This window comes from Synechococcus sp. R6-5, from assembly GCF_047461775.1.
In the GTDB taxonomy this organism is placed as follows: Bacteria; Cyanobacteriota; Cyanobacteriia; order Thermostichales; family Thermostichaceae; genus Thermostichus.
The window spans coordinates 1-12,745 of record NZ_JANSHV010000050.1; the positions used below are offsets into that span (position 1 = coordinate 1).

Sequence of the window (12,745 nt, forward strand, 5' to 3'; positions counted from 1 at the left end):
CCCTTCGGGGAAGTGGAATTAATGGAAAAATTAATGGAAACAAACCAAGTGATCCCCTTTCACTTCCAGCCAGTGCCCACCTGGATAATCGGGGCTACGGCTGCCTCGGTCTGCTTTTAAGAGCTGGATCCCGGCTTCTACCTGTTCAAAGGTGGGGTGGTGGGGCAACACCAGGGACAAAAACTGGAACATTACCTGCCGCTGCAGAGCCAAGGGGGCAGCCCGCAAGGGATCCCGTCGCAGCCCTGGCAAAGCGGGCTCATACACCTGCTGCCATAGCTGAGCTGCTTGGGCTACCACCAGCTCATGTTCTGCTTGGAGCAGCGTGGCAGCCCGATTCAGGGCCGCTTCCAGTTGCGGATTAAAGTGCTGCTTCAAGTAGGGCATCACCTCCAGGCGGAGACGGTTGCGGCAATGGGCCAGATCTTGGTTGCTGCGATCCGGCCAGACCGGCAATTGGTGCTGCTGGCAAAATTGTTCGGTTTCCCAACGGTATAGCTCCAGCAGGGGTCGCACCACTTGGGCAGAGGTGGGATCCCGGTTGTCCAGGCGACGCTGCCAATCTAGGCTGCTCAGCCCGGCGGCTCCTGTCCCTCGCAGCAAGTTCCATAAAAATGTCTCGGCCCGGTCGCTGGCCGTATGCCCCATCACCACGGCGCTGCAGTCCCAGGTGCGGGCCCATTTCTCCAGTTGTTGGTAGCGCCAAGCCCTGGCCCCTGCTTCGTCTCGGCGGATGGGATCCGCAGTCTCAACAGCATGAGGCAGTCCCTGCTGCTGCAGCCACCCCTGCAAAAAGCGAGCACACTCCGTTTCATCTGCCGACCAGCGGTGATCACAATGCAGAACAAATATCTGCCAGCCCCAGCGAGGCTGCAAATCCCGCAAGATCTGGAGCAGGCAAAAAGAATCTTGCCCGCCCGAAAAAGCCACCAGCAGTCGCTGGCCAGGGTGAAGAAGTTGCCGCTGCCGAATGGCGCACTGTACCCGCAGGTGGAGAGGAGAGAGCCTGGCCACAGCTTGCTATTGCTCACGTACAACCCAGACCCTACCTGCCGCTATGGGATCCCTTAGGCAAGAGCTCGGGTCAGATGAGAGGCCACCGCCTGCACAGCAGCAATGCTGCGCTCGTAGGCCATTCGGGTCGGCCCCAGCAAGGTGACCGTACCCAGAGGAGCTGAGCGACGGTGGTAAGTGGAGGCGATAACCGTACAGTGGTGCAGAGACTCCAGTGGATTCTCGCTGCCAATGTAGATGATCACCGGGGTCTTGCGGGCAGACTGTCCCGACTCCTGATCCATCTCCGTTGAGCTCGGCAGAGAGGGCAAACCCCCATCGGCAAAATGGAGCCCGATCATCCCCTGCAGTTGCTTGGCTCCCTCCTCGATCAACTGCATCACTGCCTGCACCTGCCGGGCCTGGGAAAACTCCGGCTGACGCATCAACTCGGCCATACCGGCACTGAACACCTGTCCCAGCGAGGGCTGCAGATACCGTTGCACCACCGAGCGCAGCAGTTGCTGCAGCCAATGGCCGTAGGTACGAAATTCTTCATCCAGTTTCAGCCAGCTCAGATCCTGCAACTCGGCAAAGGTTTTGCCCCGCAGCTTCAGGGTGAGAAAGTTGCTGAGCAATTGCAATTCATCTTCCAAATCCTCTCGGGAGTCGCTGGGCCAGTCGGGGGGGCTGACCAGAGCTGAATGGGTTTGATAGGAGTCGGTTACCACCAACACCATCACCCGCCCTGGCGCTACCGACACCAACTGCACATGATGAATGGCTACCACCGGCCCCTGAGGAGGAGTGATGAGAGCAATGCAACCGCTCAGATGGGCCAAAAGCTGAGCTACCCTTTGCAGGAGGCTGTCTAGGTCGTCTCCCAGCTCACGGCCAAGCTGATCCATCAACTGTTGCAGAGCGGGATGGGGATCCGGCTGAGGAGCATCGTGGGGGATCCCGCCGCTGTTGGCAGAGGTCAACAAATCGTTGACATAAACCCGATAGCCAAAGTCGGAGGGAACCCGACCCGCAGAGGTGTGGGGCTGAAACAGTAACCCCACCTGCTCAAGGGTGGCCAGGTCGTTACGAATGGTGGCCGTGCTCACCCCAAAGTTATAGGACTGGGCCAAGGTTTTGGAACCGACAGGTTCAGCTGTAGCAATGTAGCTACGCACTGTCGCCCAGAGAATCTTCCGCTGGCGGGGAGTCAGTTCGAGTTTCATAGCCGATCAAAAGAACCCAGTCAACGCCTATCAAAGGAAACTGTTAATACAGAGCCGGTAAATTGCTCCAGGATAAACCAACTCAGAGCTGAGATAGGAATCCAGACAGACTTTTACATCTTCTAATCTATATGCATCTATTGTTACTCTTTATATAGCGGGTTGCCTAGGAAGGAAGTTGCAAAACCCGATGTCGGAAGGAGGTTGAGACTGCTGCTTGTGCAGGAGAGAGTGAAATCTCTTGTAGCCTGGGCTCCCCTTTTTTGCCCAGAGGTGGTAGAAGATGAACTACGGCTAGCCACCTTGTTGCGTAGCAACAGTCCGCTGCGCCAAGACTGGGGATTTCTGCGCATGAGTTCGGTCAACTCTAGGCCAACTGGGCCTGCTGCTGTCCTCTTTGTATCCTTTTTTATCTTTGAGGTTGCCCCATGTACTTATCCCCCCAGGAGAAAGACAAGTTGTTGATCTACCTGGCTGCCCAGTTGGCTCGGGATCGGCGGCAGCGGGGCCTCAAACTCAATTACCCTGAGGCGGTGGCCTACTTGAGCGCAGCAGTCTTGGAAGGGGCGCGGGAGGGGAAAACAGTCGCCCAATTGATGAGCGAGGGGCTGACGTGGCTGACCCGCGAGGACGTGATGCCCGGGATCCCAGAGATGATCCCGGAAATTCAAGTGGAGGCTACTTTCCCCGACGGAACCAAGCTGGTTACCCTACACCACCCCATTCGCTAGGGATCCCCCAGATGCTCCAAAGACCCAGAGACTTCAGGAGGTCGTCCCCATGGCTCGCCAATCCAGAACCAACCCTGCTGCCAACGCAGAGCCGGCCCTGATCCCAGGGGAACTGCTGCTGGCAGAGGATCCCATCCAGGCCAACGTCGGGCGGGCCACCGTGACGCTAGAGGTCACCAACCGAGGGGATCGGCCCGTTCAGGTGGGATCCCATTTTCACTTTTTCGAGGTGAACCGGGCCCTGGTTTTCGATCGCGCCGCCAGCTTTGGCATGCGCCTCAACATCCCTTCCGGCAACGCAGTGCGTTTTGAGCCAGGCCAAACCCATCGGGTGACGCTGGTGGCTTTGGGGGGCAAGGGGTTGGTGCATGGCTTCAATCGGCTCACGGAGGGTACGGTACGCTCCGCTGCCCAGAAGCGGCTGGCTCTGGCCCGATTGCAGGAGTGGATGGGTCAAGCAGCCCATCCGTAGGGGGAATATGCCCCCCTAAGTGTGCAGCTTTGGGCAGCCGTGCCAAGGTTCAACCCCATCCCCGTCTCTGCTCAGATTCAGGACAGTAGGGCTATCCTATTTCTCCTCTAGGAGCTGACAGATGTCAGAGCGCGAGACTGTCTTGTGGATGTGGGTGCAAGGCTTGGGGCTAAATCTTTCTGGGTTGGCGCTGTTGGCAGCAGCAGGCGCCGCCTTTGGGCCTCTCAGTTGGACAGGTGCAACGGTGGCGGTGATGTTGAAGCTCATTGGGGATAGCCAACTGGTGCGGGGCTACTGGCTCTGGCAAAGCCAGCGGCAACAGAGGGGATCCCAGCCCGTCAGCTCAGCAGCGGCAGTGCTCCACAGTCAAGCTTGAGACAGTGCCCGGCACTTGTCCGGTCTCCGACTCGAGAATGCCAACGCGACCACCTCTACTCCCTTCTGGCACTGGCAAGCCTCACTGTACAAGCCTCACTGTAAATGAGCCACGGTCACTCCAGTACCGCCGTCTTCGGGATCAGCGGCTGAAAAACGCTGAACGCGGGGGTGATTTTGCAAGTAAGCTTGTACGCCGGCCCGCAAGCGCCCTGTGCCGTGGCCGTGGATGATCCAAACCGGGCCGGGAGGAGCTTGGGCAAAGTGCTGTTCCAGAATGGCCTCAGCATCAGCAACGGTTTTCCCCCTCAGATCGAGGGTGTTCTGGCTGGTGCGCAGGTTCAGGGGAGCGGTGGCTGCAGGGGAGGGAGGTGGGGCTTTGGGGCGTTGGCGTTGCTTAGCCTGGTGTTCATCGATGGGATCCAACTGCCCCCGTGGCACTGTGAATTTGAGGATGCCGCTGCGCACCACATACACATCCCCTTCGATGGCGATCACTTCCCCCGTCTGACCCAAGCCTCTCAGCCGCACCCGATCTCCCACCTCTGGCACAAACTCCATATCCACGGGCGGCGGTGGGGGAGAGTAGCGCTGCTGGATTTGCGCCAGCTCGGCAGTAATGCGTTGGGGATCCTCTCCCTGCTGCAATCTGCGGATGGCGGCAGCCACTTCCTGACGGGCAGCAGCCAACAGGGCTTGCAGTTCTTGGTTTTGCTTGTGCTCCAGTTGAGCTTCTCGCTCGGCAATTTGGCGGCTGCGCTGCTGCATTTGTTGATGTAGGCTCTCCAGCTCTCGATGCAGGGATCCCACCTGGGCCGCCCGCTCTTCCAATTGAGCCCGCTGCGCTTCCAGGCCGGCAATCACCTGATCCACCTGGCTTTCCCCCTGCAGGTGCTGCTGGGCCCGCCGCAGAATCTCTGGATCCAACTGCAGCCGTTGGGCAATGGCCAAGGCGTTGGAGCGGCCTGGGATCCCCCACAAGAGGCGATAGGTGGGGGCCAGGGTGACCTCATCAAACTCCACCGAGGCATTTTCAAAGCAGGGATGTTGGTATTTCAGGGCCTTCAACTCGCCGTAGTGGGTGGTAGCCAGGGTGAGCAGTGCCCTTTCCGAGAGGTACTCCAATAGCCCAGCCGCCAGGGCAGCTCCTTCGGTGGGATCCGTGCCCGCCCCCACCTCATCCAACAGGACAAGGGCCGGCTCCGGAGCAGACTGCAGGGCCTGCACGATGCGGCTGATGCGGCGGATGTGCCCCGAAAAGGTGGAGAGATTTTGTTGCAGCGATTGTTCGTCCCCAATGTCGGCGTAAACCCCGTCGAACCAAGGCAGCTGGGGCGGATCCTGAGCCGGCAGGAAGATCCCCGCCTTGGCCATGAGCACCAGCAGGCCCAGGGTTTTCAGGGCAACGGTTTTGCCGCCGGTGTTGGGGCCGGTGATAACCACGACACGAATGGAGTCCGCGAGGGTGAAGTCGATGGGGACAACGGCAGAACCTTGACCCTCCGAAGGGGCGGCGGCGCGGGACTGCCAGAGCAGCAGAGGGTGCTTGGCCTGACGCAGGCGCAATCCTGCCGAGACAAACTGGGGACGATTGCCCTCCAGCCAGAGGCTGTAGCGACCCCGAGCCAGAGCCACATCCAACCCCACCATCACCCCCTGCAGATGCTCCAGATCGGTGGCCACGGCTGCCACCTGAGCCGAGAGCGCGGCCAAGATCCGCTCTTCCTCCGCCTGAATCTGAGCTTGGGTTTCTCGCCAGCGGTTGCCCAGTTCCACCACAGCGTAGGGCTCCACATAGAGGGTGGCTCCACTGGCAGAGCTGTCGTGCACAAGGCCGCGGATGAGATCCCGATGGGTGGCCTTCACCATCAGGACAAACCGCCCCTGCCGCTGGCCAATCAGGGTATCCTGCAGCGCCTGGGGATACTGGCTCATCAATTGTTGCAGCTGCTCTTGGATCTGGCTGCGTTGCCGCCGCTGCTGCTGGCGCAGATCCGCAAGGGTAGGGCTGGCGCTGTCCCGCACCTCACCATGCTCCTCCAGGCAGCGGAAGATCTCCTGCTCCAGCTCCGGGTAGGTGCGCAGGTTGCTCACCCAGGCCTGCAGGTGGGGCAGATGGTCATGATCATCGATCAGGCGGCGGATGCGGCGGGCTGCCCCCAGAGTTGTAGCGATCTGCACCAGCTCTTCCCCGCTCAGGATCCCCCCCCGTTCGGCCCGTTCCAAAGCCGGCAGCAAGTTGTGGATCCCTGCCATAGAAAGTCCCCCGGCCTGTGTGCGATCGAGGCGGATCGCCTCTTCCGTCTGCTCAAGGTAGGCTTCGCTGTCGGCGCGGCTCTGCCAGGGATCCAGCTCCAAGCAGGCGCGGCGGCCCAAGGGTGTGGCCGCAAAGGTGGCCAAGTGCTGACAAAGGCGGGGCCACTCCAGCAATTCCAAGGTTTCTTGCCGTTCGCCTTGGCAGGCCGTAGGCCTTGGGGAGGGATCGGGCTTGGAGAAGACTGGCAGCGGGTGCAAGGTGGGGACGGTGGGCATTAACCATTCAGTGATGCAAGGAACCCTGGAGACGCAGTTGCTTCATCTCTTGCAAAAACTGCTGTTGATACTTGAGGAAGGCAGTGTGCCACTCGCGGAAGCGACGTTCGCCATCCCGCACCAGCATCTGGCGGTACTGCTCTGAGTTGAGACGGGGCTGAGCAAAAGATGGGTTCATAGGGATCGGGGACGCTCTCCATCCTATTGTGGCAGGCTCTGGGTCGGCTTCCACAGATAGCTTTTGGTGAGAGGGGCACGCTGATAATGGCGCCGTTGTCTCACGCGCTGCCTCTGGTGATCTTCCCAAGAAGCTGAGCTCACCGAAAAACTGGGTTCAAAGCCCCGCCCTACCGCTGTGGGGTTCGCCTTGGGTGTCCTGTGGAGGGTGGAAGTGAGCTGCATTCACGGCCAAACTGAACCTCACAAGCCTGCCATACTGAAGGAAGTTGCTGCACTCAAAACACTCAAGATCCGTGCGCAAACGAGTCACCCTCATTTTCCCCCGCCATTTGGTGAATGTGCCTCTCACCTATCGGTTGGCCAAAGACTTCGATGTGGCTGCCAATATCGTGCGCGCCAGGGTAGCCCCCAACGAAGTGGGTACTTTGGTGGTGGAGCTGTCGGGGGATATCGACCAGGTGGAAGCAGGATTGGAATGGGTACAGTCTTTGGGCATTGAGGTGACTGAACGGGCCAAGGAAATTCAAATCGACCCAGACTTGTGCGTGGACTGTGGATTGTGTACGGGAGTTTGCCCAACCGAGGCCCTGAAGATTTCTGCTCCCAGCTGGAAGCTGGAGTTCTCTCGCAACCGCTGTGTCATGTGCGAACAGTGTGTTGCCACCTGCCCCGTTGGGGCGATCAGCACCAGCTTGTAGTCAGTTTGTGGTCAGTTGGCTGAGTTACGAACTCCCCCAAGCTGACAAATCCCTTTACAATCCTGTTAGATTTGTTGGACATAGGTCTAGCTGCGGAGCGCACTCGACATGGCTTCTACTACATCGTTGATTGGGTTAACTTATGCCGGTTTGGCTGTTCTCTATTTGCTGGTGCTGCCTCTGTTGTCTCTGCTGTATGTGGACAAACGCTGGACTTCAGGCAGTGCTTGGGAAAAGGTGTTGATGTTTTTCTTGGTCTTGTTTTTCTTTCCCGGCATGGTGCTCTTGGCTCCCTTCATGACGTTCCGGCCCAAGCCTCGGTCGCTGTAAGGTCAGCCGTTTGTCGGTTCACTGAGCCATGCGCAGATTGGATGTTCTTGCTATAGGCTTAGCCCTGCTGTTGGGGGGAGGGATCCTCTACGGCCTGCTGCTTTGGGCGGGCTTGGATACGGGGGCCGCGCAGCAGATATCGAGCGTGGTGCTTCTATTGGCCTGCTTGGGGTGGACTTTTGGCTACCTGAAGCGGGTGCTGCGGGGGGAAATGACCCTGAAGGCTCAATGGGCCAGCTTCGAGACCCAGCAACTTCAAGAGAAACTCCAATCGCTGTCTCCGGAAGAGTGGCAGGCCCTGCAAGCTGAATTGGAAAGCGAGAAAGAAGGGATCCCAGATTGAATTGAGCAAGACAAACGTTGAGGCCGTCGGACAGGCCGCACCCAGAAATGGGCTGTCGGCTGCTGGGGATCCGGATTTAATCCGGATTTAATTTGTAGAGTGTTGGGCCTAAACAGCAGCACTTGTATATCCGGTCACCATTTGCTCCTCTTAAGGATGCTACATTGCGCCTTGCACAAGATTCTGGCGTACGACGGATTATTAAGTGGTGCAAGCCTTTGCCTTTCCTTCTACTCGCATATCTCCATCCACTGTGAGAAAAACCATACTGCTAGCTCAGGGCCAGCCCTCGCAAATTCATCTCTGGAAGTTGGCGCTGGAGTCTCAGGGGCACTCTGTGGTGCTGGTTTCCCCGCGTGAAGATCTGCTGGAGGTGGCAGCAAGTCAGCCTCTGGATTTGGATCTGATGGTGGTGGACATGACGACGGGGCTGTTTAACCCCTATGCCTTTTGTCGAGAGTGCCAAAGTAAGCTGCCCAACATCCCTGTTATCCTGACTCATCACCCCCGCCGCCACATCGAGCCCGCAGAGCGGCGCTGGGCAATTTATCAGGGGGCAGCAGATGTGATCCCTGGCTTGGCGGAGGCCGGCGACCTTCTCCACTCCCTCGAACGGATTTACGAGGCTGCCAGGTGGTTTTTGCCTATTGACACGGAGGCGCTCCACAGGGCTCTGAAGCAAGCGGGCTTATGGCCGGCGGAGGTCAGCCGTACATCTTCTTCCACCCCTCCCCCGCAGCCGAGCGCCCACTCTCCCACCGCCCCTCCACAACCCATCACCGCGGAAGGGGATCCAGGGCAAAAAGACTTGACCCCGCAGGTGAAGTACCGACTGATGTACCGGGGTCGCCCTGTCGATTGAGGTACTCGTTCCAACCTGCCGTCACTCGTTTTTCCTCGTAGCTTCTCGTGGCTTCTTGCCCTGCCAGGGTTGAGCTGCCGATTGGCAACGAGCAGGATGCAATCGCTGCAGCCCCGGGCAGCAGTGTATGGCCTCGCCGTGCAAGCTACCCGTCTTGTTCAGCGTCAATGTATCAGCGAAGTCTGCTGGCAGAAATTGTGGAATGGATCACCTGGCCAGCAGAGGGGCCTGCAGAACTGATAGAGTTTTGGCACCTCTGCCTTCCCATTGCCCATGACCAAGCCCAAAGCCGGGATCCTCTACAACGACGCCAAACCCGCCGCCAAACGCAGCAGCGAAACCCTAGCCCGCTGGTTTCAGGAGCAGGGCTGGGAAGTCTGTGTGGCCCCCAACTGGGGCGGTATCCTCGGCTATGCCAAGCCCGACAGCCCCATCTGCCTGACCAGAGTAGATAGCCTGGCCCCGGCTGGATTTGATCAAACCATGAAGTTTGCGGTGGTGTTGGGGGGAGATGGCACCGTCTTGGCAGCAGCACGGCAACTGGCCCCCAAAGGGATCCCCTTGTTGGCGGTGAATACGGGCCATCTGGGCTTTCTGACGGAGACCTACCTTCCTCACCTAGAAGAGGCAGCCAGTGCCGCCATTGCCGGGGAATACACCCTGGATCGCCGCAGCATGTTGCTGGTGCAAGCCTACCGAGGGCAAGAATTGCGCTGGGAGGTCTTGAGCTTAAACGAGATGGTGTTGCACCGCGAGCCTTTGACCAGCATGTGCCACTTCGAGATCACCATCGGGGATCACTCACCTCTGGATGTGGCTGCCGACGGAGTCATCTTGGCTACTCCCACCGGCTCGACGGCCTATGCCCTCTCGGCGGGTGGGCCGGTGATCACACCGGGGGTGCCGGTTTTGCAGCTGATTCCCATCTGCCCCCATTCCATGGCGTCGCGGGCCTTGGTCTTCCCCGATTCGGAGGAGGTATGGATTAGCCCCGTTACCCCTCAGCCACTGGTTTTGGTGGTAGATGGAAATGCCGGCTGCTACATCATGCCGGAAGACCAGATTCGGGTGGTACGTGCCCCCTATTCGACAGATTTGATGCGCCTGCGCCGACCGGAATTTTTCCGGGTTATGCGAGAGAAGTTGGGGTGGGGACTGCCCCACGCTTCCAAGCCCACGTCGGTGGAGTTGCCTTAACTTTGCCGAGGCAGGACAAGCCATAGCTGCAAAATGGCCAATGCCCTTAACAACTCCACCCCTCTGTCGCTATGATGGTTAGGCTCGGAAGCGGATGTGGCGGAATTGGTATACGCGCACGTTTGAGGGGCGTGTGGCTTTGCCTTGCGAGTTCGAGTCTCGCCATCCGCATTACGCAATTAGTACGCGTTATTCATTAGTCCCTCTCCCAGAGAGGGAGAGGGGAAGCTGGCTTCGGCCTTTGGCACTATTCCCGAACGGCACCCTGCAGGCGTGCGCCCCAGGTGCGAGCAAAGCGCAGGTCAGCCCCAACCAGGTTGGCGTCGCGTAGATCGGCCCCCCGCAAGTCGGCGCCGTACAGGGATGCAGAAGAGAGATCGGCCCCCCGCAGGTTGGCCCCCCGCAAGTCTGCCCCCTCCAGGTAAGCGCCACTCAGGTTGGCTCCCCCCAATTGAGCCCGCCGCAAATTGGCCCCCACCAGGTAAGACTGGCTGAGATCGGCGCCCGTCAAGATGGTGCGCTCCAGATTGGCCTCGATGAGATCGGAACCGCTGAAATTGGCCTCCGCCAAATCCAGATTGCTCAGCTCAATGGATCCCAGGCGGCAGTTGGGACAGGTGCGGGAAGCCATGAGGTAGCGCATAAAACAAGAGTTGTAGGTTGTGGCTGCGGCAGAGGAAGCCAAGGCTGCCGTGGCCAGTAGTGCCCAAATGGCGGGAACTTTGAGATTGAGGTTCATGGTTACCAAGCCTCACAATTTTGAAGGTTTACGTGAAGGGACACAGCAGAGGGGGATGGTTCTGCGCTGGTCACATGATAGTGGCATCTTCTGGCTTCGGCCACTCCGCAGGTCTGTCTGGCCCACCTGATAGCAGGCTCTCTCAGGGCGGGATGACGTTTGGAGTCCTATCGTCCCGAAGCTGCCGGGCCGTTGCCAACACTGGGAAGGGGTGGATCTTTGAGCAGCGGCTGCACCCAATGCCAAGACAGTTGCCCCAACCCCACCAAAACCCCGAGTATTGCCGAGGAAGTCAGGACGCGATCCCAGCGGATTTCCCGCCAGCCGGCAGGGCTGGTTGTTGGCCTTCTTGGGTTGAGTTTCTCGGCAACAGGAAGCGGGCGATGGCGCAAAAAGTGCCCACAGCGACGACAGCGATAATCGGAGTTGGAGTTGAGCCAGTAGCAAGCTGGGCAGCGAAGCATGGGAAGGCCAGGGATCCCCTAGTGAAATGATCCCATTTTGAGGGGGGCGAGCAGTTGCCGTGAGCTATGAGAACCCCATTAAGGATCCCTCCAGTTGGCTTGAGAGGGATCCACTTTGCCTACACTCCCCTGGATTGTGGGCGGGGTTTGGGGCATCTTTGAGGAAGTAGCCTGTGCGCTGCGGCAGCCGGGATCCCTGTCGGTTGGAGAGAATCAGCCCTACAGAATCAGTAAGCATTGATCAGCAGCCCTGTGCCGGCCCTATGCAGATCTACTTAGAAAACATCTGTAAGCGCTATGGCCGCCGTGAGGTGGTGAGCGACGTTAGCCTGAACATTCAGCAGGGGGAAATCGTGGGGCTCCTGGGCCCCAATGGGGCGGGGAAAACCACCACGTTCTACATCATGACTGGCCTGATCCAGCCCAACCGCGGCCATGTCTGGTTGGATGACCAAGACATCACCCACCTGCCCATGCATCGCCGGGCCCAATTGGGGATCGGCTACCTGGCCCAGGAGCCGAGTATTTTTCGTCGCCTCAGCATCCAAGACAACCTGCTGCTGATCATGGAGCAAACAGGGGTGCCCCGTCGCCTTTGGCAGCAGCGGCTCAACCAACTGCTGGAGGAGTTTCGCATCGCCCACGTGGCCCACAGCCTGGGCCTGCAGGTATCGGGGGGGGAGCGTCGCCGAGCGGAGATCGCCCGTGCCTTGGCCGCTGGGATCCACGGGCCGAAATTTCTGCTGCTGGATGAGCCCTTTGCGGGGGTGGATCCCATCGCGGTGGCGGATATTCAGGAGGTGGTGGCCAAGCTCAAGCAACGGGGCATCGGTGTTTTGATTACTGACCACAACGTGCGGGAGACGCTGGAGATCACCGACCGGGCCTATATCCTCAACGACGGGGCCATTTTGGCCAAGGGCACGGCGGCGGAGCTGGCGGCGGATCCCTTGGTGCGCAAGTATTACCTGGGGGAGAAGTTCCGTCTCTAGTGCAGCTCCAGGTCACCTCCAGGAGTACAGAGCTCGCAGGCGTTGGCTTTTCTTGTGCTGGTGGGTCTGCATCCGAGCCAGCAGCTCGTCCAGGAGGGCAACCGCCTCCAGCAGGTAGGGGCCCTTGTTGAGCATCACACATTCGGCGCGGGCAGACATCACCGCATCGGAAAGCTCAGGCCGCGAGGGCAAGCCCTCCTTGGTGAGCTGATCCAGCACCTGGGTAGCCCAGACCACCGGCACCTGGGCTGCCTCGCAGATCCACAGCAGTTCCTCCTGGATCTCGCCCAAGCGCAGCCAACCGATCTCCACGGCCAGATCGCCGCGGGCAATCATCACCCCCAGGGGCCGGCAGCCGGCAACGGTCGCGATCAAGGCCGGCAGGTTTTTCACCGCCCGCTGCGTTTCCATCTTGAGGATCAAGCCCAGATCGGGGCGAGCCTGCCGCCGCTCCAGCTCAGAAACCAGCAACTGCAAGTCCGCTGGCTGCTGGACAAAGGAATAGCCCACTAAGTCGGCATGCCGCACCACAAAGTCCAGGTCTTGGCAGTCTTTGTCGCTAAGGGAACGGATCTGGAGCTGACTGTCAGCTAGAAATCGCAGGAGCCCCG

Annotated in this window: 17 protein-coding genes and 1 tRNA gene; 10 read left to right on the plus strand and 8 right to left on the minus strand. The window is 59.4% G+C overall.

The window, feature by feature from the left end; translation table 11 throughout:
- Positions 1–30: 30 nt before the first annotated feature.
- Both tilS and hrcA read right to left on the minus strand, forming a co-directional pair.
- Complete coding sequence (gene tilS, locus NW818_RS02730) at positions 31–1,014, minus strand: tRNA lysidine(34) synthetase TilS (protein WP_414423771.1); 984 nt, start codon at positions 1,012–1,014, stop codon at positions 31–33.
- A gap of 53 nt (positions 1,015–1,067) precedes the next feature.
- Positions 1,068–2,219, minus strand: a complete 1,152-nt coding sequence (gene hrcA, locus NW818_RS02735) for a heat-inducible transcriptional repressor HrcA (RefSeq protein ID WP_414423772.1) — start codon at positions 2,217–2,219, stop codon at positions 1,068–1,070.
- A 428-nt stretch (positions 2,220–2,647) separates the two neighbouring features.
- On the opposite strand from hrcA, the gene NW818_RS02740 reads away from it, so the two are divergent.
- The 3 genes from NW818_RS02740 to NW818_RS02750 all read left to right on the plus strand — a co-directional run bounded on the left by NW818_RS02740 (position 2,648) and on the right by NW818_RS02750 (position 3,798).
- Positions 2,648–2,950 (plus strand): urease subunit gamma, encoded by a 303-nt coding sequence (locus NW818_RS02740; protein WP_011433938.1) that lies wholly within the window; start codon positions 2,648–2,650, stop codon positions 2,948–2,950.
- 97 nt (positions 2,951–3,047) lie between these two features.
- Positions 3,048–3,422: an urease subunit beta gene (locus NW818_RS02745; RefSeq protein ID WP_414423779.1), complete on the plus strand. Its 375-nt coding sequence runs from the start codon at positions 3,048–3,050 to the stop codon at positions 3,420–3,422.
- A 121-nt stretch (positions 3,423–3,543) separates the two neighbouring features.
- A complete protein-coding gene (locus NW818_RS02750) occupies positions 3,544–3,798 on the plus strand; it encodes a hypothetical protein (protein WP_414423773.1) in 255 nt (84 codons plus the stop codon).
- 95 nt (positions 3,799–3,893) lie between these two features.
- Here NW818_RS02750 and NW818_RS02755 read toward each other — a convergent pair whose 3' ends face one another.
- Positions 3,894–6,329, minus strand: a complete 2,436-nt coding sequence (locus NW818_RS02755; protein ID WP_414423774.1) for an endonuclease MutS2 — start codon at positions 6,327–6,329, stop codon at positions 3,894–3,896.
- Between the two features lie 7 nt (positions 6,330–6,336).
- Complete coding sequence (locus NW818_RS02760; protein ID WP_414344414.1) at positions 6,337–6,507, minus strand: hypothetical protein; 171 nt, start codon at positions 6,505–6,507, stop codon at positions 6,337–6,339.
- 295 nt (positions 6,508–6,802) lie between these two features.
- On the opposite strand from NW818_RS02760, the gene NW818_RS02765 reads away from it, so the two are divergent.
- The 6 genes from NW818_RS02765 to NW818_RS02790 all read left to right on the plus strand — a co-directional run bounded on the left by NW818_RS02765 (position 6,803) and on the right by NW818_RS02790 (position 10,110).
- Positions 6,803–7,207, plus strand: coding sequence for an NIL domain-containing protein (locus tag NW818_RS02765; RefSeq protein ID WP_414344412.1), 405 nt, complete (start codon positions 6,803–6,805; stop codon positions 7,205–7,207).
- 108 nt (positions 7,208–7,315) lie between these two features.
- Complete coding sequence (gene ndhL, locus NW818_RS02770; protein WP_414331907.1) at positions 7,316–7,537, plus strand: NAD(P)H-quinone oxidoreductase subunit L; 222 nt, start codon at positions 7,316–7,318, stop codon at positions 7,535–7,537.
- Between the two features lie 28 nt (positions 7,538–7,565).
- Entirely contained in the window at positions 7,566–7,880 is a 315-nt protein-coding gene (locus NW818_RS02775; protein ID WP_414423775.1) for a DUF3007 family protein, read from the plus strand.
- Between the two features lie 337 nt (positions 7,881–8,217).
- Positions 8,218–8,742, plus strand: a complete 525-nt coding sequence (locus tag NW818_RS02780; RefSeq protein ID WP_414423776.1) for a response regulator — start codon at positions 8,218–8,220, stop codon at positions 8,740–8,742.
- A 273-nt stretch (positions 8,743–9,015) separates the two neighbouring features.
- The gene (locus NW818_RS02785; protein ID WP_414423777.1) at positions 9,016–9,939 is read left to right on the plus strand and encodes an NAD(+) kinase; all 924 of its coding nucleotides are present in this window, start codon (positions 9,016–9,018) and stop codon (positions 9,937–9,939) included.
- 90 nt (positions 9,940–10,029) lie between these two features.
- Positions 10,030–10,110 (plus strand) — tRNA-Leu (locus NW818_RS02790).
- Between the two features lie 76 nt (positions 10,111–10,186).
- Here NW818_RS02790 and NW818_RS02795 read toward each other — a convergent pair.
- The 3 genes from NW818_RS02795 to NW818_RS02805 form a co-directional block, all read right to left on the minus strand.
- Positions 10,187–10,678, minus strand: coding sequence for a pentapeptide repeat-containing protein (locus NW818_RS02795; protein ID WP_041436730.1), 492 nt, complete (start codon positions 10,676–10,678; stop codon positions 10,187–10,189).
- A gap of 167 nt (positions 10,679–10,845) precedes the next feature.
- On the minus strand, positions 10,846–11,142 hold the full coding sequence (locus NW818_RS02800) for a hypothetical protein (RefSeq protein WP_011433947.1): 297 nt from the start codon (positions 11,140–11,142) through the stop codon (positions 10,846–10,848).
- Between the two features lie 64 nt (positions 11,143–11,206).
- On the minus strand, positions 11,207–11,380 hold the full coding sequence (locus tag NW818_RS02805; protein WP_011433948.1) for a hypothetical protein: 174 nt from the start codon (positions 11,378–11,380) through the stop codon (positions 11,207–11,209).
- Between the two features lie 25 nt (positions 11,381–11,405).
- Here NW818_RS02805 and lptB point away from each other — a divergent pair, with 25 nt between their 5' ends.
- Entirely contained in the window at positions 11,406–12,134 is a 729-nt protein-coding gene (gene lptB, locus NW818_RS02810; RefSeq protein WP_011433949.1) for an LPS export ABC transporter ATP-binding protein, read from the plus strand.
- A 12-nt stretch (positions 12,135–12,146) separates the two neighbouring features.
- Here the strand turns inward: lptB and NW818_RS02815 are convergent.
- On the minus strand, positions 12,147–12,745 hold a 599-nt coding region (locus NW818_RS02815), incomplete at its 5' end, for a pyruvate kinase (protein ID WP_414423778.1).